Source organism: Myxococcales bacterium, from assembly GCA_016706225.1.
Taxonomy (GTDB): domain Bacteria; phylum Myxococcota_A; class Polyangia; order Polyangiales; family Polyangiaceae; genus JADJKB01.
Genome location: JADJKB010000025.1, coordinates 696,312 through 721,206, shown reverse-complemented (window position 1 = coordinate 721,206; position 24,895 = coordinate 696,312). Strand labels below are relative to the sequence as shown.

Here is a 24,895-nt window from a genome sequence, read left to right as displayed (position 1 = left end):
CTCGGGCTGCAGCGCGCTGCTGGTCGGCTCAACGACCGCGGGCCTCGGCGGCGCCGCGGCGCTCAGCTTCGAGTGCCCGGGCTACGTCGTCGTCACCTTGCGTGATGAGCTGACCGGCGCCGAGCTGTGTGGAGAGCCCATCCACGCGCGCGACCGCACCCAGGACCGCGAGCGCACGCTGGTTGCGTGTGCGCCGTCGACGTTGCCCCCCGGCAACTGGGAGCTCACCGCAGCCCGCGGCGGCGAGCCTGGTCAGCTCGTCGTCGAACAACCCGATCATTGTCAGCGCTGGGTCTACGCGCTCGAGCTGACGCTGCCGGCCCCTGCTCTGGTCTTGGCCTCGGGCCGCGCGCAACGTCCGCGTCGAGCTCGGCGTCAAGCCTGGCTCAGTACCGACTATCGCGCTTCGCGGGCCACGTGTGGAGATAGAGCTGATACACCCGCGGCTGAAGCTCCGCGAAGCGCGCGCGCCGGAACGTCGCGTCGATGCAGCGCGCCAGCCCGGGCGGCGGGTGCCCGTCGGAGAGCTTGGTGCTCCCCACCCGACCGCCGCTTGCCACCGCGACGTCGAAGTCCCAGCGATCACTGATGACCTTCGGAGCCGCACGCTGCGCTTCCTCGAGGCAGCCGTTCAGCTCCGGCAGCAGCGCGTCGAAGGCCCTGGGATGTGCGCCTGATTCACGGTTGCTGAAAGTGATGCGCGGGACTCGAAACGCGAGCTCGAGGTCACACGTGAGAGTCGCGGGGGGGTTCGCCGGGATTGACCAACGCTCGGCGGCCAGCGCGCCCCGCAGACACGACAGCTCCGCCGCACCGGCACGGCTGGCATGCCATTGCCACACGTCGCTCGTCGCTCCTTCCGCATCGACCGCAACCGCCAGCTGAAGGGTGAACGACTCGAGTTGCCGGGTCGCGTCCTTCCAGCAACCGCGGGCGGCGCGCTCGATCTTCGCGGCGGCCTCGGCTTCGAGCGCAGGCTCGCTCGCGCTGACCCGCGCCCGCGCACTGAAGTGGGACAACAGCGGGTTCGTGACCGCGGCCGCGGGAGCCGGAGCGGGCGCAGGTCGAGCCACCGCGACCGCGAGCCCGACGCTGGGCAGCCTGCGGGTCGCACTGAGCGCGAAATCGATGCCTCGCCCGCTGTCGTCGTCCGCACGAGCGAGGAACAGCGCCGCGTGCACGCCTCGCATCGAAGTTCCCGAGCGCCAGGTGAGGGACGTGTCGCGATCCGAAGGCAATCGCAGCCCCCATGGGCGTCCGTCGAAGAACGCGGCGGTCGCGTCGGGGTAACCTGCCACCGCGTCGTTGGTGTGCCCGCGCCAGCCGATGATGCGCGCGGCGTGGTCGTCGACGACCGTCAGCCGAACTGGGGCGTCGTTCGCGCACTGACCACCGTCGTAGCTCACGCGCAGACAGGTGGGCCAGATCGGTCTTGCACCGCGCGGCGCCGAGCTCGCGATTAAGGTGAGCGGGCAGCGCCGTTCCTCACCCCAAGCCTTGACGCGAGCGAGCGAGGACAACAGGCAGGCGAGCGGCGCGGCGTCGAGGGAGTCGTCCATGGCAAGCTTCGGCTCCTCGGTCTCGAGGAGCGCGGCGGCGACGCGCGCGCATGCGGCTTCCGAGACGAGCTCGCCGACGCTACCGAGCGTCCGCTCGCCAAGGTGGATCAGCGACGGCCCGATGAAGAGCACGTCGCGCGGACGGAGCCCTTCGCAACGCGGAGCGCCGAGCGGCGCCGAAGCGACCACAAACCCGACCGGCGTTGCCTGCGGCCAAGCGTAGGCCGCGCGTTCTGCCGCCTGCCAATACCTGACGTGGAAGAGCGAGCCGAGAGCTAAGAGGCTCACGAGCCAGACGGAGAGCCCGACTGCGCTCTCTTTGAGGCGCGCCGAAAGCCCACGCGGCCCTGCCTGCACGAGCCAGCTCAGGAAAACACCGGCGCTCGCGGCGGCCAGGAAGCGAAGCTGCGAAGAGGCTCGCTCGAGCAACTCCGCGAGCGCGATCACCTCTGATGCGCGCGGCAAGGGGCCCGTGCTCTCTTCGCCATCGTATCCACCCGCCCACCACGGCGCCTCGGGACCGGGCACGTAGCGCAAGCCGCTGTACTGGAAGCCTCGCGGCGCCAGCGCGGCGGCCAGCGCGAACAGAAGCGTGGCGCCGAGCGCGAGGGCAACCATCAACGCCGCCGCCTCTCGTGCCTCGCGCGCGCGGGTTTGCCCGCTGGAGACCGCGATCGCGACGATGCCGAGCGCCGTCGGCGGCCACCACGCCACGCTGTAACCGCGCTTGGCAGCGAAGCCAACGCCCACCCCGGCGACGAGCAGGCCGAGTACGACGGCCAGAGCACTGCGCCACGCGGGCGCGGTCTCATCGGCACGGCTGCGGCTCAGCCACCCGAGCACGGCGATCGCCACGCACGCGAGCATCGCCGACGCAAACAGTCCCGCGCACCAGACAACCGTTGCCGAGAGCACCTGGCCCAGCTCTTCTTTGCCGAAGGCGCTCGGCAGGCGTGGCAACGAGAGCGCGCCGGCGAGCGGTGCCAAGACGACGAGCGGGAGCGTCCAGAGGAGACGCGGCACCCGGCGGCTGAGCATCGTGATCAACGCGAGCACGGCGAGCCCGGCGGCCAAGCCGACGCCAGTCCCCGAGCGCGCGCTCGGCGCGACGTACGGCCAGGCGAAGCTCAGCCGATGGGACAGGGCGTCCGCCAGTTGGCGTTCGTCGACCTTGCTCCACAGCGCGCCCAGGAGCAGGAGCCCAACCGCAAAAGCGAGCGCGATGCGCACTGAGCCGCGCGCGGCGGGCGGGTCTTCTGCCGCTCTGGGTTGCAGTCCGTTGCTCATGCGCTCGCTGCTTGGATTTCGTGGCGCGCGATCACTCTGCCCGGGCGGGCTGACCCCGCCTCAGCATACCCCGGCTCGATCGCGTTCCGAGCAAGATCTGCCTCGGTCTCTGCTCTGGCTCAGCCCGACGGGACCGCGAGCGCCGCCCGCGCCGGGTCGTCGCGGCGAAACACCAGCGTGAAGGCCACGAACGCGAGCCACAGGGCCGTCAGATGGTAGAGCATCGACGCACCCCCGCGTTGAGCGAAGAGTGCGCTCGAGACCGGCGGTCCGAGCAACATACCGGCGGCATAGAACGCATTGTAGAAGGCCGTAGCGCGGCTCACGTCGGCCGGGAGACTCACCACCCCCTGGAGCGCCAGGCTCAACGGAGAAATGCTCGCGAGCGAGGCCCCCGCGACGAAGACCGCAGCGCACATGACCGGATAGGTCTCGATCAGCGCAAAACCGAGGACCATCAGCATGCCGACGCTGCCGAGCACGCGCATCACCAGAAGATGTCCGAAACGATCACCGAGGCGGCCCGCAAAATTCGAGAACAAGAGCATCCCGGCGGCGAAGAAGGCGGGGATCAGAATCGTCTGAGTCTTGTCGATGCCCCGCTCTTGAATCAAGAAGAGTGGCAGGAACAAGACCACGCTGGCCTGGAAGTAACCGTAGCTGAAGGTTGCGAGGCAGCTGGTCTTGATCCGCCACAGCACCAGAGTTGCTGGCGTGGTTCGCGGCGTGTCGTGCTCTTGCTCGTCACGCGGGTCGCTCGCGCGCGTGTCGCCGTCCAGTCGAGCGAGCACGAACAGCGCGGCCCCCAGGGCGATCGCGGCCGAGAGCACGAACGCAAACGGGAGCGGCGCGACGGCGACGAAAGCCCGCGCCAAGAGCGGACCGATGACGTAGCCCAGCGCCAGCGAGATGGCGTACAGGCTCGTGACGAAGGCTTTGTCTTTGGAGGGAGCGCGGGTCAGCAGGATCGTCTCCGAGCTCACCCACACTCCTGCTGAAAACGCGCCGTCCAGCGTGCGAACGGCGGCGATGCCTGCGTAGCCACCCACGAACGGAAACGCGGCGACGGCGCAAGCGTACCCGAGCAGGCAAGCCACGAGCACGGACTTGGCGGAGTACTTTCGGACCAGCGCCCCGACGGGAAGGGCGGCCAGCGCGATGCCGCCAGCAAACCAAGCCGCCAGTGAGCCGATGGCCTGTTTGCCGAAGCCGCGCCCGTCCAGGAACACCGCGATCAACGAGATCACGACGCCGTACGAAATCCCGAGTGCCAGGATCGTGGCGTAGATGCGCACGATGTTCGCGTCTCGGATGCGACCGCCAAAGCTCATCAGGGGCCGGCTCGATACGTTACCGGACCAAGCGCGGTCAAGCCCCGGGTTCTCGAGCTGCAAAGTGCCGAGTCGGCAGGGGGCGACCCTAGTTCCGGTGGCGAAAAATCTGGATCATGTCGATCGCCTGCACGAATGGGTTGTGTACGGCGCCAAAGGTGCGGTGGATGGCCGGGACGCGGGTGCCTCGTCCGGGGAATGCTTGCCATGACAAGCTCTTTGCGGAGACGAGGACCCCCCAGCGCGCGGTCGGGAGCGCGTAAGGAGTGCGCGAGCGAGCGCGGAGCTTCGCCGCCGGCCCCCCGGCGGGCGCCGGCTAGTCTTGCTGCTTCGGCTTTTCGAAGAGCGCGCCCGGCATCAACATCGCGCCCATGAAGGCTCCGTAGGACCCGGCGACCGCCGGGTTGCACAAGATGCCTCAGGTCCCACCGATGCGTGAATAGAGCACGCCGACGCCGAGCAGCGCGCCACCGCCGAGCGCGCCTGCGAGCGCTTTCAGGACCAAGGTACGAACCACGAGCTTGGGTCGCTCACTCATTGGTCGTGAGCGTAGCGCCCGGAGCACACTTGTCGATGGCCGCGCTCGCGCCGGGTCCGTCTCGCGGCTCGAGCGCGCGCGAAGCCACGCGAGTCCACGCCACGGATTGCGCCTCATCCAGAGCGCATCTCACACCGGGCAGGTGTTGTCCGCGTACCAGACAGCACCGCTCTTGATCAGATCACACTCGGGCTTGCAGCTCGTGGCCTTGCAGGCGCGGGTGCTCGGACCGATCAGGATCGTGGGACAATTCGCAGGCAGCCCCCAGCAGGTTCCCGACGCGTCCGAGACGTTGCACATGCTCGAGCTCGAAACGGCGTAGTTGCAGTACGTGTTGGTGGGGCACTGGGTCCCCACGAACCCACCGCAGGTCTTGCCACCCGTGCTGCAGGCGCCGGACCCCTTCACGCTCATGGACGCGTGCGCCGCGACCGACGTGTTCCAGTAGGTCACGCCGTCACAGCCGCAGACCGGGGTCTTGCCGTCGGTCTCGCTGGGGATCTTCACGCACTTGCCCGCGCCGCAGCCGGGCGCTTCGCAGTACTCCCCGCTCGGGCACTGGGTCGTTCCCCAGGTGCAAGCTTGGCCACCGCTGCCGCCGCTGCCGCCGCTACCGCCCGTGCTGCCACCGCTGCCGCCGCTGCCACCCGTGCTGCCTCCGGTGCCACCCGCGCTACCGCCGGTGCCGGCTGCTCCGCCCGTGTTGCCGCCGGCTCCGCCGGTGCCCGCTGCTCCGCCGGAATTACCGCCGGCTCCGCTGGCGCCGCCCGTGCCCGCTGCGCCGCCGCCGCTGCCGCCACTCGCGCTGCTGCCGCCGCTGCCGCCACTCGCGCTGCTGCCGCCGCTGCCGCCACTCGCGCTACTGCCGCCGCTGCCGCCACTCGCGCTGCTGACGCCGCCGCCGCTCGATGAGCTGGAGTCGTCGCCCCCGCACGCCGCGAGCACGGAAACCGCAATCACACCCAAGGTTCGCCGGAACATGCGCGGAGTGTAGCATCGTCCGCTCTGCCGCGGAACGACTGCCCGTTCACTTCTGCTTGGGATTGAGGGGCGCCGCGTCGTCCGCGTCGAGCGCGCCGTCCCCATCGAAATCTGCGACCGGTGGGGCTGTCACCTCGACCACGGCCTTGCCCGCGTTGGCGCTCTTCAGGAACGCCGCCAGCTGGCGCGAGTGTTCGCGGATCGGCATCTCGAAGTTGAACTGCGCCGGCAGCCGCGGGAAGCGCTCCTCTCCGTCGAAGGGCACACCCGGCATGAACTCGCGCAGGTCGTAGCGCCCGTATCCGAGCCCGTGATTCGCCGGAGAATACTGGACCGCGACGGCCGTACGCCCGCTCAGGTTGCCGCTGACCGGCGACGCGCGCTCGGCAATGCCCGGCACGCCCACCAGAGACGGCGTGGCGATCTCCAGGCCCATGGCGCGGATCAGCGCAATGGTCGCGATGTTGGGCAGCACCTCGTCGCCGAGCGCATACGTGATCATCACGTCGGGCACCGCGCGCCCCGAGATCGAGTCCCGCATGATGTGAGGCGCGTAGGCGATGGGATCCCCGGCCTCCGTCAGCGTCGCCAAGAGGGCGGCGAGCGGATGAAACTCGTCGAGCACCTCCTCGCCTTGGCCACCGAACGCGCCCAGGGCGATGCTGGTCACGAGCGGCGCGACCTTTGCGGAGCTGGTGGTGATGAGCTGAACGAAGCTGGCGCCGGGAACCTGGAGCGCGGCCCCGCGGATCTCTGGCTCCACCGCCAGCGTCATCGTGCCCATGATCCCGCCCAGCGAACCCCCGCTCCAGTAGATGCGTTTGGGGTCGAGCTTCGGCACGCTGCCGGCCGTCGCAAGCTTGGACAGATCGAGCTTCGCGCTCTGGATCAGCCGCACCAGGCTGGTCTGATCGAGGATGGTCTGCCGAAAATTGTCGCGCACCGCCACGAAGTCGGAGAACCCAGCAAAGAACTTGATGGCAATCGGTTTGTCGTCGGGGATCCCGTCCGGCCCGTCGTACCCGCCCGCGTAGTTGTTCTTGACGTCGGGAATGCCGCCGCGCGCGCCGTGCAACACGTCGTCGATGCCGATCACGGCAAACCCCGCGCGGCACAGCTCGTTGGCGACGGACAGCATGCTGCCACGATCGTTCGAGAGGCCGTGACCGTTGATGACGACGGGGTACCCGGTTGCCGGCGCGGCCGCCTTCGGGATCACCAGCGTCACCGGGATGCTCGCGTTCGGGGCGGCGAGCACGTACTCGCCGCTCGCGTCCTTTTCGAAGTGGCGCGAGACAGGATCGAGAAAACTCGGTGCGACAAACGCGGCATGCGCCACGGCAGCGATCTGATCGTGGGCAATGCCGCCGGGGTTGTCGCCACCCGGCCACTCGATTCCCTGTTCGTCTTTCTCCGGCTTGCCGAGCCATGCGTCCAAGCTGACCTCACCCACCGGCCCGAAGACCTTCGAGGTGTAGGGCGCGGCATCCGCGCCGAAGATCAGCGCCGGAGCCGGCTGCCCGCGCAGGCGTTCGCGCAAGATCGGCAGCTCGCGCACCCGCGCCGACGTGCGAAAGACCGCGAGGCTCGCCAGCTCGTCGAGCTCGCTGATGGCCCCGCTCTCGAGCAGCGCATCGATGGCGTCGGCATACAGCCGAACGGCAGCGGTGTTGCGCTCGGGTTTCGGAGTCTCGGCGATGGCCCGCAGCTCCGGCGACGCGACCAGCGGAACCCCGCTCGTGCTGCGCACGCGTGAGGTCAGGACGACGGCGTGTCGAACACCCGGCGGGAGCACGACGCCCGGCACCGGGATGACGGCGACCGCACCGAGACTCGGTAGCGGCTTGCCGTACGCAGGATAACGTTTGCCGAAGAGCGGGGACTCACGGTCGACGTCGACGATGCGCGCGCTCGCGGTCCACTCGACGGCCGCGTCCCAGGTGCGCGGCAGGCTCTCGGGGTCCAGGGGCTCGCCCACGAAAAACAGTGCGCCCGTCGAGCGCCCGAAGCCGTCGAGCGCACGCAGACCTTCCTCGATCGGTCCCGCTTGCGTGGCGACGCGCTCGAGCCCGGGCACGACTCCGACCGAGCCCGACGCATCGAGGTAGAGATCACTCGGCCACGGCACGTCACCAAAGGCGGGCAACCCGCTCGGCGGCACGAGGAACGGGACCTCGACCCCTCCCGCGAGGCGTTCATCCTCACCACAAGCGACGCTGCACGCCCCAAGCAGCACCAGCCAGGTCATCGCGCGCACGAGGCCAGCCTAGCAGGGATCTCCCCGCCCTCGGGCGCGGCTGAATGTGGCCGCCGCTCACGCCGTCATGAAATACATCGCGAGCGGGCTCGCAGCCTCGGTCGGCGGCACGATGGCATCCCAGGGTCCCTCCAGCTTTGCCGCGTGGGCAAACACCACCCAACCGCCGCAGCGATCACAGTCCGCGTTGTTGCCGTAGCAGCACTTGGGGTTGGTGAAGGCGCCTGCCTCGACGTAGAGCGGGAGCACGGTCTTGACCGCCGGGCAGCGATCGGTGACCAGGCGCGCCGTCGCCGGCCGCATCAGCTCCAGCGCCCGCGTCGAGTTCCAGACGAAGGTCGGGTAGCGGCGTTTGAGCTCGAGCACACGCTCCACCGCCGCTTCGCGCTCCTCCACGTCGCGCCACGCCAGCTCCGAGACCTCACCCTCGTTGGGCACGTGGAACGAAAACACCAGGCCGTCGGCCTGGGAATCGACGAAGTCGAGCACCAGCTCCTCGAGTCGGTCCTGATTCTCCTTGGTCACGACACACTGCAACTGCAGCGTGGGCACGAAGTCGTCCGGAACCGCGTTGATGGTGCGCTTCGCTCGGGCGTAGACCCCCTCCCCGCGCACCTTGTCGTTCAGATCCTGAGGCCCATCCAGCGAAACGACATACGTCACACTGGCACCGAAGTCCTTGAGACCAACCGTGCCGTTGGTGGTGATGACGTTGCGCTGAAACAACTTCACGCCACGCTCGAGCAGTCGCCAGCGCAGCATGGGCTCGCCGCCCATCCAGAGCATGCCGAACAATCCATGCCGGTCACGCACCCGCACGAGCTCGGCCAAGAGCTCGTCGTCGGGGATGTCGTGAGACGGGTCGTTCGGGTTGCCGTCGGTGTAGACGAAGCAGTGAGAGCAGGTGAGGTTGCAGCGGTTCGTGACGTTGAGCATCGCGCCCGGAAACCGCTGGGGCGGCTCCGCACCCAGGCGATCGTAGGCGACAGGCCGGGAATACATCGGCAGTTTCATGCAAAAACCTCCCCTTTTGTCAGCTCCAGCAGCGACTCGATCAGCGGGGCCCGTTCGGCCCTCAGGAACCGCCGCCACACGCGGCGGCCCTTGCGATCGTAAGCGCGCATCTCCCGCACCAGGGCAACGCGCGGTTCGGCCCGCACGATGGGCTCGGGCAACAGCGGATCAAAGGCCAGCTGCCGAATGGCACGCCCGCCCAGGCTGAAACACTCGGCGAGGGCCCGGTCGATCGGCAAGCTCTCCAGTCGCGCACCACTCAGCTCGAGCGAGCGCGAGAGTTTGTCATACTGCCGCTCGAGGCTGCGCCCGTCCCACAAGCTGCGCGCGCGGGACTCCGTCGCGGAATCGAGCTCGCCGAGGCTTGCGACCACTGCCTCGGGCTCGAGGCCGAGTCCGCTCAGGGCGAACCGAACGCCGGCAACACCGCCGGTGAGGTTGTCCGGCCGCACCTGCAGCGACGGGCCCAGCTCGGCGAAGCCGAGAAACCGGAGCGCGCGTTGTCGGCGCCGCTGGTTTGCTCGCGGCAGCCCAGCGACGTGAAGCACCACCCAGCCCCCGCGCCACGGCGTCATGCGCTCCTCGAGCCTCGACCACGCCGCAACGTGCTCTTGCACGGCCCGCGCGCCGCTCGCGAGCCCGTAGTATCCCCGCGAGCTCTGCTCCAGCTTGCCTTGGGCCAGCAGCCGAGTCAGCGCGACCCGGAGCGCGTTGCCCGAGATGCCCAGCCCCTCCGCAGCGCGCACGAGCGCGCGCACCGGCATGGGCTCTCCGCCCACCGCCGAGAGCAGATCGAGCACCAGGGCCTGCGGTCGGAGCACCACGGTCTGAATATTACCGGTTAACGCATGTCGTGTCTACAGTGGTAATATTCGGTCATGGGATTCTTTCGGCGCCCAGCGCAGCGGCGCGAGCGCTCCGAGCCGGGTCGCCGCCCGTGGGCCTGAGCCCAGGCTCCGGCCTTTCGCGCAGAGAATCCCGCGAAACGGCCGGTGTGACCTGGCGCGGCGGCCCCGCGAGTTTGGCGCAAGCGATGTCGGCGTGCGATGCTCGCGCGCAGTCGAGCCCCTTGGAGGCACATGCGAGCATCCCGATCTCTCACGACAATCATCCTTGGTTTCGCGGCTCCGCTGGTGATGGCGGGCGGCTGCAACAAGTGCCAGAAGGACGAGGCGCCACCTCCGCTGCCCACGGCCACGGCCACCGAGACACCCGACGCAGCCCTGGTGCTCGAGGTGGAGGACGCGGCCCCCGACGCCCCCGAGGACGCCGACGCGGATGCAAAGAAGGTCGGCGGCGGCAGCTCGGCCAGCATGAAGAAGTGTTGCCAGGCGGTCTCGCAGAACGCGGAGAACGCACCCGAGCCAACCAAGACCTACATGAAACAGATGGCGGCAGCCTGTTTCGCCGCAGCCGCGTCTGGTACCGGCTGGGCCGGCGGCGGCTTCAGCTGCAAGTGAGCGCTCACCCGCGCCCGGCCAGACTCAGGCGATAGAGCATGCCCGACAGTCGGCTCCCGAGCGCCGTCACGCGCTCGACGTCGGCGGCCGCACAGGCCCCGGTCGCACCCGCGAGCTCGATGCTGGCCACGCACTCGCCGCACTCGCCGCGAGCGATGGCGTAGACGCGAGCCTTGTCGGCGCGCGACGTTCGCCCGGCCCCTTCGGCAACGTTGCGTGCGCAGCTCTTGGCGGCCCTGCGGGTTTCGCGCCGATCATCTGCGTCCGAGATGCGGATCGCGAACACGAGCCGCACGAGCTCGGCCGCGAGGTGCCAGGCCAACAGTCGGTGATGAGGAAGCGATGCTGAGTTCATGTTTTTCTCCAGTCCTTTCACCCCGTGAAGGACTGGAGAAAAAGCCGCCTCCCCAATCACACTCCCGCACATCGCTCACGCCGACACCCACAACAAATTCCAAGCAGCGCTGCACGCGCCAGTGCCAGCTCCCGCTGGCACGCGTGTGCGAGCCTCACGCAACCGGCATGCTCGTCGCAAACCGCCACAACTCCCCCGCCCGCGCTTCGCTCCCGCTCGGTCTCCGTCTCCCTCTCCCGCTCCCGCCCCCGCTGCGTCTCCCGCTCCGTCTCCCGCTCCCGCTCCGCCTCCCGCTCCCGCGCCGTCCCGCTCCCTCTCCCTCGCCCCGCTCCCGCCCCCGCTGCGTCTCCCGCTCCCGCCCCCGCTGCGTCTCCCGCTCCCGCCCCCGCTGCGTCTCGCGCTCCGCCTCCCGCTCCCGCTCCGTCCCGCTCCCGCTCCCGCTCCCGGCCTACCCCAACCCCGAAATCGCCCCCGCCACCGCCTCCACCATCGACCCATCCCGAATCAACCCCACCACCGCCTCGATGTCGCGATAGAGCGGCCGGTCGTCATCGAGCGGCGCGACCACCTGGCGCACCGCCCCGCGCGCCGCCTCGACCCCGCGCCCACCGCGCAGCGGCAACCGCTGCTCGAGTCCCTGCGCCGCGGTCATCAGCTCGATCGCCAGACAGCGCCGCACGTTCTCGACCACCTGCTCCAGCTTGCGCGCGCCGATGCTGCCCATGCTGACGTGATCCTCTCGACCCGCGCTCGACGGAATCGAATCCACGCTGGCCGGATGGCACAGCACCTTGTTCTCGCTCACCAGCGAAGCGCTGGCGACCTGAGCGATCATGAAACCGCTCTCGAGTCCGCTGTTCTTGGCCAAGAACGGCGTGAGCCCGCTCGACAACGCCGGATTGACCAGCTGCTCGACCCGCCGCTCGCTGATGTTCCCGAGCTCGGCCAGCGCAATGGCCGCCAGATCCAGAGCGTAGGCCACCGGCTGGCCGTGGAAGTTCCCCCCGCTGACCACATCGGCGCTGCCATCGTCGGCCACGAACACGCTGGGGTTGTCCGTGGCGCTGTTGATCTCCCGCTCCAGCACCTCGCGCACCCAGGCGAGCGCATCCCGCGACGCCCCATGCACCTGCGGCATGCAGCGGAGGGAATACGGATCTTGCACCTTGTTGCAGTCGTGGTGGCTCTCCATGATCGCGCTGTCGGCCAGCAGCTTGCGCAGGTTCTCGGCGACCCTGGCCTGGCCCGGGTGGGGTCGCAGCTTCATCAGGCGGTCTTCGAACGGTCGCGCAGAGCCCTTGAGCGCGTCCAGGCTCATGGCGCCGGCAACATCCGCGATCCGCAAGAGCTGCTCCGCGTCGCACAGCGCGAGGACGCCGTACGACGTCATGAACTGCGTGCCGTTGATCAGCGCCAGCCCTTCCTTGGCCTCGAGCTCGAGCGGCGTCAGTCCCGCGCCGGCCAGCGCCTCCGCGCCGGTCATGAGCACGCCTGCCAGTCGCGCCTCACCTTCGCCGATCATCACCAGCGCCAGATGAGCCAGCGGCGCCAGATCACCGGACGCACCGACGGAGCCCTGCGCTGGCACACGCGGCACGACGTTCCGTCCGAGCATGCCGAGCAACAGTTCGATGACCACAGGGCGCACCCCCGAGTGACCGAGAGCGAGCGTCTGCGCGCGGAGCAACATCATGCCGCGAACGGCGGCCTCCGGCATGTCCGGCCCCACACCCGTCGAGTGGCTGCGGACCAGATTGCGTTGCAAGCGCCGCACTTCAGCAGAGTTGATGCGGGTCTCCGCCAGCGCGCCAAAACCGGTGTTCACGCCGTAGACCCGGGGTGCTTCGTCCCCGGCGGCCGCGATCTGCTCGATCGCACGCCGTGACCCGATCACACGCTCACGCGCGGCAGCGCACAGCTCGACCGGGCGCAGTCCTCGGGCGACCTGCCCCAGGTCCTCCGGAGTCAGCCACGTGCCGAGCTGCACTGGATCCGCGACGGTTTCCACGTCGCCTCTATAGCTCGATTTCCGCGCGGGCTCACCGAGCCGAGGATCACGCCGAAAGCGCTTGTCGCAGCCTCCCGCTGACCCCTATCCTCGCCGGCCAGTGGGCCGCCGGATTCGTTTGGGACTTCTGGGCTTGTGCGGAAGCGGCGCTGCCGCGCCCGTACTTTTGTTCACCTTTGGCGCTGGCGCTCAGCCGGCACCGGGCACGGCTCCGCCGGCTCCTGCGCCGGTGGAGGCAGCGGAGACCCCGGTACCGCCGCCGCCGCCGCCCTCCGACGAAGCAGCGGGAACGGAGTTCAAGCCGCGCTTTCTGCTCGAGACCGGTCGTGTGCCTGTCGCGCCGCCCGACCCGGAGCAGCTCAGAGTTCAGCTCCACGGCGAGTATCAGGTTCGCGGAACGCTGCTGTCGGATCTCGCGCTCCGGCCGTTCGGCAACGACCCGAGCACCAGCAAGCTCGGGCAAACGGCCCGCGTGGAGCACTGGCTCCGGTTCACGCCGCGGGTCTCGTATCGAGATACGCTGACGCTGATCGGCCAGCTCGACGTTCCCACCGGCTTCTTCGCCGGGCAGGAGACCCAGCACGTCGACTCGGCGCAGCGCCCCTACGACGAGCGCCAGCCCCTCGGCATCGAACCCCGCTGGTTGTACCTCGAGTATCTGTCGCCCATCGGGCTGTTCCGGGTGGGTCAGCAGCCGTCGCACTGGGGCATGGGCATGCTGGCAAACGACGGCGACCACCCGTCCCTGTTCGGCGATTACCACGGCGGCTCCATCACCGAACGCATCGCCTTTGCGACCAAGCCCGCAGGCAAAGAGTCCCCGTTCACGGTCGCCGTCGCTGGCGACCTCGTGTTCAAGGATCAGACCGCCGATCTCACCGGCGACGACCAGGCGTTTCAGGGCGTTCTGGCGGCGTTTTACGCCGACAAACACGACAACATGCTGGGCTTCTACGGGGTCTACCGCCACCAGCGCCGCACCCGCGAGTCGCTCGCGGGACGCGAGTTCGATGAGACGCTGCGCGTGTGGGCGCTCGACTCGTCCGGCAAGTTCAACGCCAAGATCCCGGGCATCAACGGCCACGTGTTCGGCGAGTACGAGATCGCCTACCTGCTCGGCGACACCAGTTACGTGCGGACCATCAGCCAGACGCGCAACAACGATCGCGAGGACATCCGCGCCCTCGGAGCCGCCGCCAGACTCGGCGCCGTCACGACCTCCGGCAGCGGCGACCAGCGCTGGGGCAATTTCGTGGCGTCCCTCGAGTGGGGCTGGACCTCGGGTGATGCAAACCCGAACGACGGTGTGTCGCGCCGCTTTCGTTTCGACCCGAACCACAACGTCGGCCTGATCTTGTTCGACGAGGTGCTGGCCTGGAAGACCGCACGAGCCGCCAGCATCGCGGAGGATCCCGGCTTGACGGCGCGCCCTCCCGCAGGCTCGGACTTCTTGCCGTCGAACGGCGCGGTCTTCGGCGCGACCTACCTGAACCCGACCGTGGTCTTCCGCCCGACCCGCCCCCTCGACCTGAAGCTCGGCGCAGTGATCGCCCAGACCACGGCGGACTTCGTCGACCCGGTTCAGGTCGCGACCGACGGCAAGTACCGCAACTACGACGGCGGCGACCCACGCAGTCACGACCTCGGTGTGGAGCTCGATCTCGGCGTCGAGTACCGCTTGGCCCTCGACTACGACATGAAACTCGAGCTCGGGGCCCAAGCTGGGGCCTTTTTCCCGGGGAACGCCTTCGCCGACGCCGCGGGTGACAAGCTCGGCAAACAGTACCTGGCCGCGCTGCGGCTCGGCCTTCAATATTGAGGATGGGCGGAAACATGACGACGCGAAACTTCAACGCCTCGGTCGCATTGGTTGCGCTCTTCGCCCTCGGGTGCAGCGTGGACGAGATCCCGGACGGGCTCGGCAAATCCGCCGAAGGCGACAGCGCCACCGTCAAGTGGGACCTGTACCACAAGCCTCTCCCGGACATCCCCTTCCCCAACGACCAGGCCATGTGGCCCGACCCGACCAGTCGCACGGGGCTCCGGGTCAACGCCAGCACCGTCGCACCGACCAACATCGAGGAGACGGCGCGGCGAAAATTCGATCAGCTGGAGGGTTTCGGAACCTACGCTCCAATCACGATCGGCTTCCAGAAGCGGAAAGACAACCCCGCGCAGCCGGCCCTCGATCTCGGCAACATCGCCAAGCGTCACCAGGGGGACGACTACGAGCTGGCCAACGATGCCGTCTACGTCGTGAACCTCGACACGGGTGTACCGGCCCTCATCGATCTGGGCGAGGGCGCGTTTCAGTACGTGGTGCGCGAGAAGGGCAAGTACTGGCGCAACGACACGCGTCGCCTCGAGCAGAACCTGATGTGGGACACCGCGGACGAGAGCATCGATCCGACCACCGGGAAACGCCGCCCCGCCGCCCTCATCGACGGAGTGCCGCAGTACAAACCGGAGTGGGACACCGACTTCGACGGCGCGCTCGATCTGCCCAACTTCCAGAGCCAGGATGCGTGTCCGTCGCAGGTCGACGTGACCCTGGGCAAGGTGAGCGAGCGCGAGCGCGACCGCTGTGTGACGGACAACCTGCTCAGCTACTACGAGCGCGAGACGGACACGCTGATCATGCGCCCGCTGATCCCGCTCCAGGAGAAGACCCAGTACGCGGTGGTGGTCACGGACCGCATGCTCGACTGCGGCAAAGATCGCACGAAATGCGCCGGCGGTGAGCCGGTGCGCTCCCCGTTCGATTTCGTCTACCACCCGGCCCAAGAGGAGGCGATGGCGCGGCTCAAATCGCACCTCGCGAACGCCGACCTCAGCTCCTACTACGGCGACATCGGTGGGACGGGCCTGGCCCACGTGCGGTTCGCCTGGACCTTCACGACCCAACCGGTCCAGGAAGACCTACGCATCATCCGCGATGGTCTGTACGGCAAGGGCCCGCTCGCCAAGCTCTCGAAGGAGTACCCCGCACGGGCGGAGCTGGCGCGGGCCGCTGGCAAGATCGACCTCGAGGCCCTCGTCGACAACAACTACGAGGAGCCCCCCGATTGGGAGAAGTCCGGCAAGTGCGTCGAGACCAACAAGAATTTTCACATCGTGAAGTTCGACGTCGTCAAGGACACGCTGCAAGAGCTCGCAAAACAAGGCTTTGGCTTCGAAGGCCCCTCTCTCGCCACACTGATCGGTTCGTTCGATTCGATCAGCCACATCGGCATCGGCGAGTTCGACAGCCCGTTCTTCATCGACGGTGGGCCCAAGGGCACCGACCCGAACGCCTCGTTCGACATGGATTTCCGCACGGGCCAGGGCAAGATCTACCGCGACAAGGTCCAGTTTCTGATCGTGGTGCCCAAGAACACCAAGGAGCACGCCCAGCCCTTCCCGGTCGCGTACTACGGCCATGGCTACACCTCGAGCTCGCTCGAGGTGCTCGGGTTCGCGGGCCACCTCGCCGCCCACGGCATCGCGTCGGTCGGCATGAACGCCACGTTCCATGGCCTGGAGATGGGCGAGACCGAGCTGCAGCTCGCGCGCAACCTGTTCAAGAGCGCATGTGAGGGACCGTTCGCCAGCGCGCTTCTGACCGGCCGCGCCCGCGATCTGGACGGCAACGGCACCAGGGACTCCGGCGGTGACTACTGGACGAGCTACCTGTTCCACACCCGCGACGTGGTGCGCCAGAGCGCGGTGGATCTGTTGCAGATGTTCCGCGTCTTCAAGGGCTTCGACGGCAAGAACCTGGCGGTGCAGACCAAGGACCCCCACAGCGGCCGCTTGATGCAGGACTACAACGGCAACGGCGAGCCGGACGATCTGGCGGGGGACTTCGACGGCGACGGCACTCCGGACGTGGGCGGCCCGAGCTCGGAGTACTACGCCTGGGGCCAGTCCCTCGGCGGCATCCTCGCGCCGTTCGTCGCAGCCCTCGATCCGAACGTCGTTGCCTCGGCGCCAACCTCGGGCGCAGGCGGGCTCTTGGACGTCGGGGCGCGCACCTTTCAGGGCGGCGCCTTCGAGGGCATCTACCTGAGAAATTTCGGCCCGCTGGTGGTCGGGCTGCCGGCCAAGGAAGAGTTCTTCGACCAGAACAAGGCCAATGAGACCAAGTGTATGGAGAGCCAGATCTCACTGCGCTTCGTGCTGATCGACGTGAACAACGACCGCGAGGTCGAGTTCGGCTGTGTCGATAAGGCCGCGTTCGCCAAGGCGGGCGGCACGGTGATGGTTTCGAATGGCAAGAACGGTGAGGTGCGCTGTGCCCGCATGGACACCGACGGGCGCTTCCGCATCGGCATCCCGTCGAGCATCGGCGACAAACTCGAGGTCCAGATGTACGACGAGCCCGACGTCGTGGACAGTTACGACCCCGACTCGGGCTGCAACATCAGCGCCGACGACAGCCACCGCATCGAACTGATCAACACCTGGGGTGAGGGCCTGATCCCGACCGGCGGCAAGGATCCGGTGACCGGTGCCGAGGTCTGCCCGACCGAGGGCGGGTGCGCGAAGTTCCAGGACAAGTACTTTGCCAAGGGCACACCGCTGGTCTCTCCGGCCGAAGGTTTTGGCCACATTCGCCAGACGCCCTCGCTCCGGCGTTTCATGAACCTGGCCTCGAACATCGTGGATCCCGGCGATCCGGTGAACTTCGTCCCCTACTACGGCGTGCGCACGATGACGGATCCCGACGGCAAGCCGATGCCACCGAAGGGCATGCTGAACATCATCACCGTCGGGGACATGAACGTGCCGTTGAACTCCGGCGTAGCGCTGGGACGGGTCGCCGGCGCACTGCCCTTCCTCACGCCGGACGCGGCGGATCGGTATCCGGCCTATGCGGACTACGTCACACCGAACGCGCTGTACGTTCAGCTCGGCGGGGTCACGCCAAACCGAGCGCTGATCGACGCCCACGTGCTCGAAGGGGTCAGCCGGCTGGCCCGGAACCCGCCGAGCGACCTCAAATCGTGCAAGCCCAACGAGCTACCGGTGACCGTCGAAGACGTCGTGTGTCACCCGAACTGCACCGATACCGACACCAAGGCCTGTTTGAGCGGGCAATCCTGCATCAGCGGCCGCTGCTCCAAGAACCCCATCAGCGAGGACGACTGCGCGCAGGCGCTCTACGACATCGACGTGCTCGACGAGGGCACGAGCTTGTTCGGCGAGAACGAGGCCGCCATCCCGTTGCGCACTGGCCGCATCGCAATCCCAGCATCGCCCGAGAGCATCGACGCGGTGTGGGAGCCTCGGCTCGAGGGCAAACCCTACGCGCCGGATCTGGGCGCCTGGAAGGCCGACAAACGCGTGCTGTCGCAGCTGCAGGCCTACATCGCGCCGCGCGGCATCCACGGCTTCGACCCCTCGGACCCGTGCCAGAACTGGGACTCCGGTCAGTACATGACCAACCTCATCGGGCGCTTCTTCACGTCGAGTGGGAGCGACGTCTATTACCTGTCGCACCCGTCGAGCCATCAGTGCCTGGGCAAGGCGACGGGCAAGGGCTCGTGTTCGTTCGTGCAAGTTCCATCGAAGTGACGGGACCGCGGCCTCGGCGCGGGTGACGCAAACGCGGCACACCCGAGCGGTGTGAACGCGACTTCATTCGAACACCGGAAGCGGCGGCTCCGCAGGGCTTCGCCCGGGCGGCATGGGGTTTGCTGAGCTCTCTGTTCCCGTGTGCACCCCACGTCTCTCGCGCTTGGCTGGCGCCCTCGCCCCCTTGTTCATCTCGGGGCTGCTCCACGCCGAGCCCCTGGTCGTCGAGCGGGTCGTGGCTCGTGTGAACGGCACTCCGATCTTGCTCTCGGATCTGCGGCAGCGCGCCGAACCCTTCGTGCGGCGGCTCTCCGAACTACGGAGCTGGGAGCGACCCGCTAGACACCGAGCGCTGCTGGCTGAAGCCCGAGAAGCGGCGATCGAGGCGGCGCTCTTCGAAGGCCTGGCGCAGCGGCGCAAGCTCGAGATCGGGCAAGGCGACATTGACGAGGCGCTGGCCCGGATCGCGGCGGACCAGGCGCTCGACGTCGAGACCTTGCTCGCGACGGCCACGGTCGCCGGATACCCGCCCGCGCGTTATCGGGCGGAGCTCGCCCGCCAGCTCACCGAGCAGCGGCTGCTCGTCAGTGAACCGCACGGCAAGCTGGGCAAACCTCCGAGCGACCCCACTGAGAAAGCGCGCTGGTTCACCGCGCGGCGCAAGCTGCTCCTGTCGGAGCTCCGGAGGCGCGCGTGGGTCGAACGCTTGGGGCGCTTCTGAGCGGCGTGCTGCTGATTTCGGCGACGGCTTGCAGCGGGCCGCCGCCCCGGGTTCCCCGCGCCCTCGGCGTGTGCGACGGGCCCGAGGAGAAGACCGCGCCCGAGCCGCTGCCGATCACGACGCCGGCGTGGGGTGAACGGGTGCTCGACGTCGAGATCACGGGTGCGCCTGGGGTTCCGCGGTCGTTGCTGCAAGCGCGCATCGGTACGAAAGTCGACGACCCGCTCGACGAGGCGCAGCTCGCCGCAGACGTGAGGGCGCTGCTCGAGCTGGAGATCTTCGACGATGTCGGGGTCGAGACCGAGCCACACCCCGGCGGCGTCAGCCTGCGTTATCGGCTGACCCCGCGGCGAGTCGTCGGCGAGGTCGTCTACCTGGGCCCACTGCCCAAAGGACGCCATCTGCCGCTCACCCCGGGCGAGCTGCACGATGCGGCGCGCGTGCACCGTGCGGCGTGGGGGCTGAAGAACCATCTGCTTCAGGACGGCCACCTCGACGCCCGGGTCGACACCCGAAGCCGGATCCACGCGGGGCGCGTCGACGTGTGTTTTCGCGTGAACCCCGGACCCCGCTACCTGATCTCGAAGCTCACGCTAGCGGGCAACCAACGTTTGTCGGAGCGCGAGCTCTCCGAGCTCATCGACGACCGGGACGGCAAGGTGAACAAACTCGGGGCGCCGTTTCGGCCCGACCTCTTCTCCGCCGATCAGCTGCGGATGCAGGCCTTGTACTACGAGCGCGGTTTTCTCGAAGCGACCGTGGACGAGGCAGAGAGCACCCGCGACTTGGCGACGAAGACCGTTCGAGTCGTCATCCCGATCCACGAGGGGGAGCGGTATCGTCTGGGGAAGCTCAGCGTCTCGGGCCGGCTACGCGCGCCGCCCAAACGCTACCGTGAGCTGCTCGGGATGAAGTCCGGCGAGATCTTCGCGCGAAGTCGTTTTGCTGCCGGCCTCGCCGAGATCACTCGCTTCCACGCGAGCCTCGGGCACACCGCCGTGGTCACGCCGTCGACCACGCTCGATGCCAATGCCCACCGCATCGACGTCGAGCTTCAGATCGAGGAGGCGTCCGAGTGACCGCGCGGTTTCTGCTCTCGCTGTTCGCCGGGCTCGCCCTGGCCTGTGCCTCGCGAGCGCCGGGCGCGCGGGCGCCGACTCCGGATGCCGCCGACTCGGCCACCGGCCAGCTCGTGTCCGAGCTCATGCTCGGCGGCAGCGGCCCCGTCGCCGATCCCGATCTCGAGCGCTACATCGCCCGGGTGGGCACCCGCGTGGCGCTGGCGGGACCGCGCCTGCCTCGACCGCTACGCTTTCGTGTCACCGACGACGCATCCCCCACCGCCTACTCACTGCCTGGCGGCGAGGTACTGGTGTCGCGAGGCGCCCTCGTCTACCTCGACTCGGAGGCCGAGCTCGCGGCGGTGCTGGCGCACGAGATCGCCCACGCGGCTCGCGGCCACACCGACGTCGCTCGAAGTGCTCTGCCCGCCGACGCTCGCGACGGCGACACGGAGGCCGCTCTGCTCGATCGCGACGAAGAACGACAAGCGGATGCGCTGGCGGTGTCGTACCTGGCAAGCGCGGGATACGACCCACACGCCGTCGGCCGCGCCTTCGACGCGCTCGCGAGGGCAGTGCGGGTCGCCTGCTGGCACGACACGTCGCGGACCGATTGCGACACCGCGCACGATCCGGACGATCCTCACCCAAGCGCGCTGGCGCGTCGGGCCCGTGCCGAGCTGCTGGCGGGGGCGGGGCGCGGTCGAGTGGAGCGCGCGCGCTACCTGCAGGCCATCGAGGGTCTGCTCGTCGGGGCCCGCGAAGCGAAGCTCGAGTCCGGGCGCTTTTTCACCGCTGATGGCCTGAGCTTCCCGCTGCCGCCGGGGCTCACGCCACTCTGGTCGGGTCACCTGTTCACGGCCACGGGCGTCGGCACCGAGCTGTTGATCGCGCGCTTCTACGGCCGTTTCCTGCGCGAAGCGCTGAAGTCGAGCCTGCGAGCGGCGCCGTACACGACCCGGACGGTTGCCGGGCGTCGGGTGCTCATCGGAGCGCTCTCCGACGATCACGATCACGCGGTAGCGCTACTCGAAGCTGGTCCGTTCGTGCACCTGGTCGCCGTCTCCGGATTGGAACGCGATGCGCTGCTCGAACGCTTGCTGGCGGGCGCCAGCGCTGCGCCCGCTCCTGCGGACGAGCGTGTGCTCAGCATCGTGCCGGTTCGGGAAGCGGGTCGCTTCTCGGCATGGCTTGCGCGTCACTGCCCGGGCACGGAAGCTCAGTTCGCCGCTGCTCTCAACGGCATCGCACCTGGAGCGCGCCTGGCAACCGGGCAGCTCGTCAAGTGCACGCGGCCCAAATGAAACACGGCGCAGGCCCACGTGGGAACCGCGCCGTGCCAAGCATCAACTAGCTCAAAGATTGCAGGTCGTGAATCCCGCCGCGTGTCCGCAATGGACCGAGGTCTTCGAGTCCACTAGCTTGATGTGAATGTTGACGCAGTCCTTGGTGGCCGCGTTGAACTTCGCGTAACTGGCCTTGCACTCCCCGCTCGATGCGAAGTGGTCGGTGCCGCTGAACCCGCACTGGGTCTCGTAGCTGGCGCAGAAGGCCTCCGCCGTCAGGTTGCCGCTGCCGCCGCCGGTGCCGCCCGTGGCCGCGCCGCCGGTGCCCGAGCCTGCTGCGCCGCCGGTGGACGAGCCTGCTGCGCCACCCGTCGAAGAGCCGGCGCTGCCGCCGCTCGCGGTGCCCGCGCTGCCGCCGCTCGCGGTGCCCGCGCTGCCGCCGCTCGAAGATCCAGCAGCCCCGCCGGTGCTCGCGCCGCCGCTGCCGCCCGTGCTACCGCCGCCGGTGCCGCCGCCGCCCGTGCTCGAGCCGCCGCTGCCGCCGCCGCTGTCGTCACTGCCGCAGGCCGTGAGTGCCATCGAACCCGCAACGCCAAGGATAAGAAGTGATCGAAGTTTCATGTGTTTTCCAAACCTCCAAACGCCAAGCATTCGCTAGACCCTCACGTTTCGTCAACTTCGCGGCGGGCGGACGCCGGCCATCAGCGCATAATTTGCGGGTTTTTCTGGGATCCAGCGGAGCACGAAAACAACCGGACCGAGCCCTTCCAACGGCGCTCCGCCCCCCGCTCGCCAGCCCCGTGGGGTTGGGGTAGTTTCCGCGACCCCATGCGCTACTTCGTCAAGATCGACGGGGCCGAGCACGTGGTCGAAGTCTCGGAGCTTCCGGGCGGACGCCACCAGGTTCGGCTGCTCGACTCCGCCGAGGGGGATGCTTCGACCGCCGAGGTGCTCCCGGCTCGATTCACTCACACGGGCAACGCACGCACCATCGATCTGAACGGCCGCGTGTTCGACGTCGTGCTCGAGGGAGAGCTGCCCAACGTCGGCGCCTGGGTGAGTGGGCGCCGGGCCGCGCTCGAGGTCGAGAGCGCGCGCATGCGTGCGGCGGCCAGTGTTCGCTCCCGTCCGTCTGCGTCCGACAGTGGCGCGCTCACGTCACCGATGCCAGGCAAGGTCGTGAAGGTCCTGGTCAATGAAGGCGACGAGGTCGCGGTGGGCGAGCCGCTCGTGGTCGTCGAGGCCATGAAGATGGAGAACGAGCTCGTCGCGACGCGCGCCGGTTCGGTCAAGAAGGTCCACGTCCAACCTGGTGACACCGTCGAGGGCGCAGCCCAGCTCATCACGGTCGAGTGATGCGGACGGAGACCTCGCGCAGCTCTCCCCCCGACAAGCTCTCGCTCTGTCACCTACCCACGCCACTCTGGCGCTCGGACGCGCTGGACGCGCTGGTGGGCACGGAGATCTGGGTCAAACGCGACGACATGACCGGCGGTGCGGAGGCCGGCAACAAGCTCCGCAAGCTCGAATATCTGATGGCCGAGGCCCGCGAGAATCACGCCAGCGTGGTCATCACCTGCGGCGGTCTGCAGTCGAATCACGCCCGGGCCACGGCCATCGTCGCTGCGCGGCTGGGTCTCGGCTCGTGTCTCTTCTTGCGTACGAGCACCCCGAGCGTGGCGCCGACCCCGACTGGCAACCTGCTCCTCGACCGCATGGTCGGCGCGGACCTCCGCCTGATTTCGCCCGCCGACTGGCTGCGCCGAAACGAGCTCCTGGCCCAGGCGGCCGACGAGCTCCGGGCCCGGGGCGAACGCCCCTACGTGATCCCCGAGGGCGGCTCGAACGCGCTCGGCTCGCTCGGTTACGTCGACGCCATGCGCGAGGTGCGCACCCAACTCGATCTCGGGCTCGGCGGCGGCCCGGCAAGCTTCGACGCCGTGGCGTTCGCCTGCGGCTCTGGCGGCACGGCGGCAGGCATCGTGCTGGGCGCTGCCCTGTGGAACGTTGCGCCACGCGTGCTCGCGATGGCGGTCTGCGACGATCGCGCGTACTTCGAGTCCGTCATCGGCCGCATCGCCATCGAGGCTCAAGAGCTCGTGCCCGAGTCCGGCAAGCTAGCCCAGCTCGTGGTGCAGGACCGCGACAAGGGGCCCGGTTACGCCGTCGCCAGCGGCGAACAGCGGCGCTTCATCATCGAGGTGGCTCGTCGCACCGGGCTGTTGCTCGATCCCGTGTACACCGGAAAGGCTCTGTTCGCGCTCTCGCGACTCGAGCCGCGCCCGCAGCGTGTGTTGTTCATTCACACCGGCGGCCTGCCGGGACTGCTGGCACAAGCGGATGTCTTCGCAGACGAGCTCTGAGACAATGTCGCCGCACCGCGCCACATACGACGAAGCTCCCGGGGCTCCCCCCGCATGAGCGACTCGGCGTCGGAGTCAGAACGACCGGCTGAACGCCAGCCGGTAGCGCCGCGAAAACGCCTCCGCACCTGGCTCAGCTGGCTGTTGCCCTACCTGATCGCGGGGCTCGTCATCCTGTTCATCAGCCAGCGCTATTCGCTGAGCGCCATTCGCGCCGAGATGGCCAAGGGCCAGACCCTGCCGCTGATCCCCCTCGCGTTCCTGACCTACGTCATCTCTCTTGCTTGGGTCGCGCTGGCAGATCGCACGGTGCTCCGCGGCCTGCTCCCGGAGCAGGACACGCCCAGTTATTTTCAGATGGCTCGAGGCAAAGCGGCGGCCGTCCTCCTGCACATCGTGCACTACGCCCTGGGCCAGGGCATGTACGCCACCTGGCTCGCCCGACGCACCGGGCTCAAGCTCGCCCGCGCGGGTGGCCTGTTGCTCTACATCGTCGCCGCCGAGCTGACCTCGGTGTGTCTGTACGCCAGCATCGTCATTGCGGTGGGCAGACCCGCTGTTCCGGGCGCGGTGTTCCCGGTGGTGCTCGGGATCTCACTGTCCCTGGTGGGGCTCATGTTGCTGGTGCCCGCGACGCGGCTCGATCGCTTCGGCATGATCCAGATCTGGGTCGAGATCGGCCGCAAGCGCGGCCTGGCTCAGCTCGCGGTGCGCCTGTGTCAGCACGCGACCACGACGACGGCCACCTGGCTCGCCGCGCGCTGGTTCGGGCTCGACATCCCGCTGTTCGTGATGCTGTCGTACATGCCGGTGATCCTGGTGGTCGCGTCGCTACCGATCAACGTGGCCGGGTTCGGCGCGGTACAGGGTGCGTGGCTCCTGCTCTCCCCCTGGGCGAGCCCGGAGCGCATCCTGGCGTTCAGCGTCGTGTGGCAAGCAGTGAGCGCCCTGGCACTGGTCGCCCGCGGCCTGCCCTTCCTGCGCCGGGTGCTGGCCGAGATCCGACAGGGCCACCCCACCGCCCCACCGCCCTAAACCCCGCTCCCCACACCCACTCCCCGCACCCGCACCCGCACCCGCTCCCGCTCCCCGCACCCGCTCCCCGCACCCGCACCCGC

19 protein-coding genes are annotated in these 24,895 nt (G+C 68.6%); 9 read left to right on the top strand and 10 right to left on the bottom strand.

Going from position 1 to position 24,895, the window contains the following annotated elements; translation table 11 throughout:
- Positions 1 to 28: 28 nt before the first annotated feature.
- From IPI67_41660 to IPI67_41630, 7 genes are all read right to left on the bottom strand, one after another.
- Positions 29 to 280, bottom strand: a complete 252-nt coding sequence (locus IPI67_41660; protein MBK7586682.1) for a hypothetical protein — start codon at positions 278 to 280, stop codon at positions 29 to 31.
- Positions 281 to 386: 106 nt separating this feature from the next.
- Positions 387 to 2,846 carry a hypothetical protein gene (locus IPI67_41655; protein MBK7586681.1) on the bottom strand — a complete coding sequence of 820 codons (2,460 nt, stop codon included), beginning with the start codon at positions 2,844 to 2,846 and terminating at the stop codon, positions 387 to 389.
- 119 nt (positions 2,847 to 2,965) lie between these two features.
- Positions 2,966 to 4,177 carry an MFS transporter gene (locus IPI67_41650; protein MBK7586680.1) on the bottom strand — a complete coding sequence of 404 codons (1,212 nt, stop codon included), beginning with the start codon at positions 4,175 to 4,177 and terminating at the stop codon, positions 2,966 to 2,968.
- A 667-nt stretch (positions 4,178 to 4,844) separates the two neighbouring features.
- The gene (locus tag IPI67_41645; protein MBK7586679.1) at positions 4,845 to 5,696 is read right to left on the bottom strand and encodes a hypothetical protein; all 852 of its coding nucleotides are present in this window, start codon (positions 5,694 to 5,696) and stop codon (positions 4,845 to 4,847) included.
- A gap of 46 nt (positions 5,697 to 5,742) precedes the next feature.
- Positions 5,743 to 7,953, bottom strand: a complete 2,211-nt coding sequence (locus tag IPI67_41640; protein ID MBK7586678.1) for a hypothetical protein — start codon at positions 7,951 to 7,953, stop codon at positions 5,743 to 5,745.
- Positions 7,954 to 8,010: 57 nt separating this feature from the next.
- Positions 8,011 to 8,967, bottom strand: coding sequence for a radical SAM protein (locus IPI67_41635; GenBank protein ID MBK7586677.1), 957 nt, complete (start codon positions 8,965 to 8,967; stop codon positions 8,011 to 8,013).
- Positions 8,964 to 9,791, bottom strand: a complete 828-nt coding sequence (locus IPI67_41630) for a PaaX family transcriptional regulator (GenBank protein MBK7586676.1) — start codon at positions 9,789 to 9,791, stop codon at positions 8,964 to 8,966. The genes IPI67_41635 and IPI67_41630 overlap by 4 nt, the downstream gene beginning before the upstream one ends.
- A gap of 255 nt (positions 9,792 to 10,046) precedes the next feature.
- Here IPI67_41630 and IPI67_41625 point away from each other — a divergent pair, with 255 nt between their 5' ends.
- Complete coding sequence (locus IPI67_41625; protein ID MBK7586675.1) at positions 10,047 to 10,427, top strand: acyltransferase; 381 nt, start codon at positions 10,047 to 10,049, stop codon at positions 10,425 to 10,427.
- A gap of 4 nt (positions 10,428 to 10,431) precedes the next feature.
- On the opposite strand, the gene IPI67_41620 is transcribed toward IPI67_41625, so the two are convergent.
- Both IPI67_41620 and hutH read right to left on the bottom strand, forming a co-directional pair.
- On the bottom strand, positions 10,432 to 10,782 hold the full coding sequence (locus tag IPI67_41620; GenBank protein MBK7586674.1) for a four helix bundle protein: 351 nt from the start codon (positions 10,780 to 10,782) through the stop codon (positions 10,432 to 10,434).
- A 448-nt stretch (positions 10,783 to 11,230) separates the two neighbouring features.
- Positions 11,231 to 12,769: a histidine ammonia-lyase gene (gene hutH / locus IPI67_41615; protein ID MBK7586673.1), complete on the bottom strand. Its 1,539-nt coding sequence runs from the start codon at positions 12,767 to 12,769 to the stop codon at positions 11,231 to 11,233.
- Positions 12,770 to 12,890: 121 nt separating this feature from the next.
- On the opposite strand from hutH, the gene IPI67_41610 reads away from it, so the two are divergent.
- The 5 genes from IPI67_41610 to IPI67_41590 all read left to right on the top strand — a co-directional run bounded on the left by IPI67_41610 (position 12,891) and on the right by IPI67_41590 (position 21,432).
- On the top strand, positions 12,891 to 14,609 hold the full coding sequence (locus tag IPI67_41610; protein MBK7586672.1) for a hypothetical protein: 1,719 nt from the start codon (positions 12,891 to 12,893) through the stop codon (positions 14,607 to 14,609).
- 14 nt (positions 14,610 to 14,623) lie between these two features.
- Positions 14,624 to 18,346, top strand: coding sequence for a hypothetical protein (locus tag IPI67_41605; protein ID MBK7586671.1), 3,723 nt, complete (start codon positions 14,624 to 14,626; stop codon positions 18,344 to 18,346).
- Between the two features lie 139 nt (positions 18,347 to 18,485).
- The gene (locus IPI67_41600) at positions 18,486 to 19,067 is read left to right on the top strand and encodes a SurA N-terminal domain-containing protein (GenBank protein ID MBK7586670.1); all 582 of its coding nucleotides are present in this window, start codon (positions 18,486 to 18,488) and stop codon (positions 19,065 to 19,067) included.
- On the top strand, positions 19,040 to 20,146 hold the full coding sequence (locus IPI67_41595; protein ID MBK7586669.1) for a hypothetical protein: 1,107 nt from the start codon (positions 19,040 to 19,042) through the stop codon (positions 20,144 to 20,146). Before IPI67_41600 ends, IPI67_41595 begins: the two co-directional genes overlap by 28 nt.
- Positions 20,143 to 21,432, top strand: coding sequence for a M48 family metalloprotease (locus IPI67_41590; protein MBK7586668.1), 1,290 nt, complete (start codon positions 20,143 to 20,145; stop codon positions 21,430 to 21,432). Before IPI67_41595 ends, IPI67_41590 begins: the two co-directional genes overlap by 4 nt.
- 51 nt (positions 21,433 to 21,483) lie before the next feature.
- Here IPI67_41590 and IPI67_41585 read toward each other — a convergent pair whose 3' ends face one another.
- The gene (locus IPI67_41585; GenBank protein MBK7586667.1) at positions 21,484 to 22,035 is read right to left on the bottom strand and encodes a hypothetical protein; all 552 of its coding nucleotides are present in this window, start codon (positions 22,033 to 22,035) and stop codon (positions 21,484 to 21,486) included.
- Between the two features lie 207 nt (positions 22,036 to 22,242).
- Here IPI67_41585 and IPI67_41580 point away from each other — a divergent pair, with 207 nt between their 5' ends.
- Genes IPI67_41580 through IPI67_41570 form a run of 3 tightly spaced genes read left to right on the top strand, consistent with a single transcriptional unit; the run spans position 22,243 to position 24,812 of the window.
- Positions 22,243 to 22,770: a hypothetical protein gene (locus IPI67_41580; protein ID MBK7586666.1), complete on the top strand. Its 528-nt coding sequence runs from the start codon at positions 22,243 to 22,245 to the stop codon at positions 22,768 to 22,770.
- Positions 22,770 to 23,777 (top strand): D-cysteine desulfhydrase family protein, encoded by a 1,008-nt coding sequence (locus tag IPI67_41575; protein MBK7586665.1) that lies wholly within the window; start codon positions 22,770 to 22,772, stop codon positions 23,775 to 23,777. Before IPI67_41580 ends, IPI67_41575 begins: the two co-directional genes overlap by 1 nt.
- A gap of 54 nt (positions 23,778 to 23,831) precedes the next feature.
- Entirely contained in the window at positions 23,832 to 24,812 is a 981-nt protein-coding gene (locus IPI67_41570; GenBank protein MBK7586664.1) for a flippase-like domain-containing protein, read from the top strand.
- Positions 24,813 to 24,895: the final 83 nt, after the last annotated feature.

Bases quoted from the DNA above. Each gene is read 5' to 3' on its own strand.
- IPI67_41660 (MBK7586682.1), bottom strand. From the start codon at position 280: ATGATCGGGTTGTTCGACGACGAGCTGACCAGGCTCGCCGCCGCGGGC.
- IPI67_41655 (MBK7586681.1), bottom strand. From the start codon at position 2,846: ATGAGCAACGGACTGCAACCCAGAGCGGCAGAAGACCCGCCCGCCGCG.
- IPI67_41650 (MBK7586680.1), bottom strand. From the start codon at position 4,177: ATGAGCTTTGGCGGTCGCATCCGAGACGCGAACATCGTGCGCATCTAC.
- IPI67_41645 (MBK7586679.1), bottom strand. From the start codon at position 5,696: ATGTTCCGGCGAACCTTGGGTGTGATTGCGGTTTCCGTGCTCGCGGCG.
- IPI67_41635 (MBK7586677.1), bottom strand. From the start codon at position 8,967: ATGAAACTGCCGATGTATTCCCGGCCTGTCGCCTACGATCGCCTGGGT.
- IPI67_41625 (MBK7586675.1), top strand. From the start codon at position 10,047: ATGCGAGCATCCCGATCTCTCACGACAATCATCCTTGGTTTCGCGGCT.
- IPI67_41620 (MBK7586674.1), bottom strand. From the start codon at position 10,782: ATGAACTCAGCATCGCTTCCTCATCACCGACTGTTGGCCTGGCACCTC.
- IPI67_41605 (MBK7586671.1), top strand. From the start codon at position 14,624: ATGACGACGCGAAACTTCAACGCCTCGGTCGCATTGGTTGCGCTCTTC.
- IPI67_41585 (MBK7586667.1), bottom strand. From the start codon at position 22,035: ATGAAACTTCGATCACTTCTTATCCTTGGCGTTGCGGGTTCGATGGCA.
- IPI67_41580 (MBK7586666.1), top strand. From the start codon at position 22,243: ATGCGCTACTTCGTCAAGATCGACGGGGCCGAGCACGTGGTCGAAGTC.
- IPI67_41575 (MBK7586665.1), top strand. From the start codon at position 22,770: ATGCGGACGGAGACCTCGCGCAGCTCTCCCCCCGACAAGCTCTCGCTC.
- IPI67_41570 (MBK7586664.1), top strand. From the start codon at position 23,832: ATGAGCGACTCGGCGTCGGAGTCAGAACGACCGGCTGAACGCCAGCCG.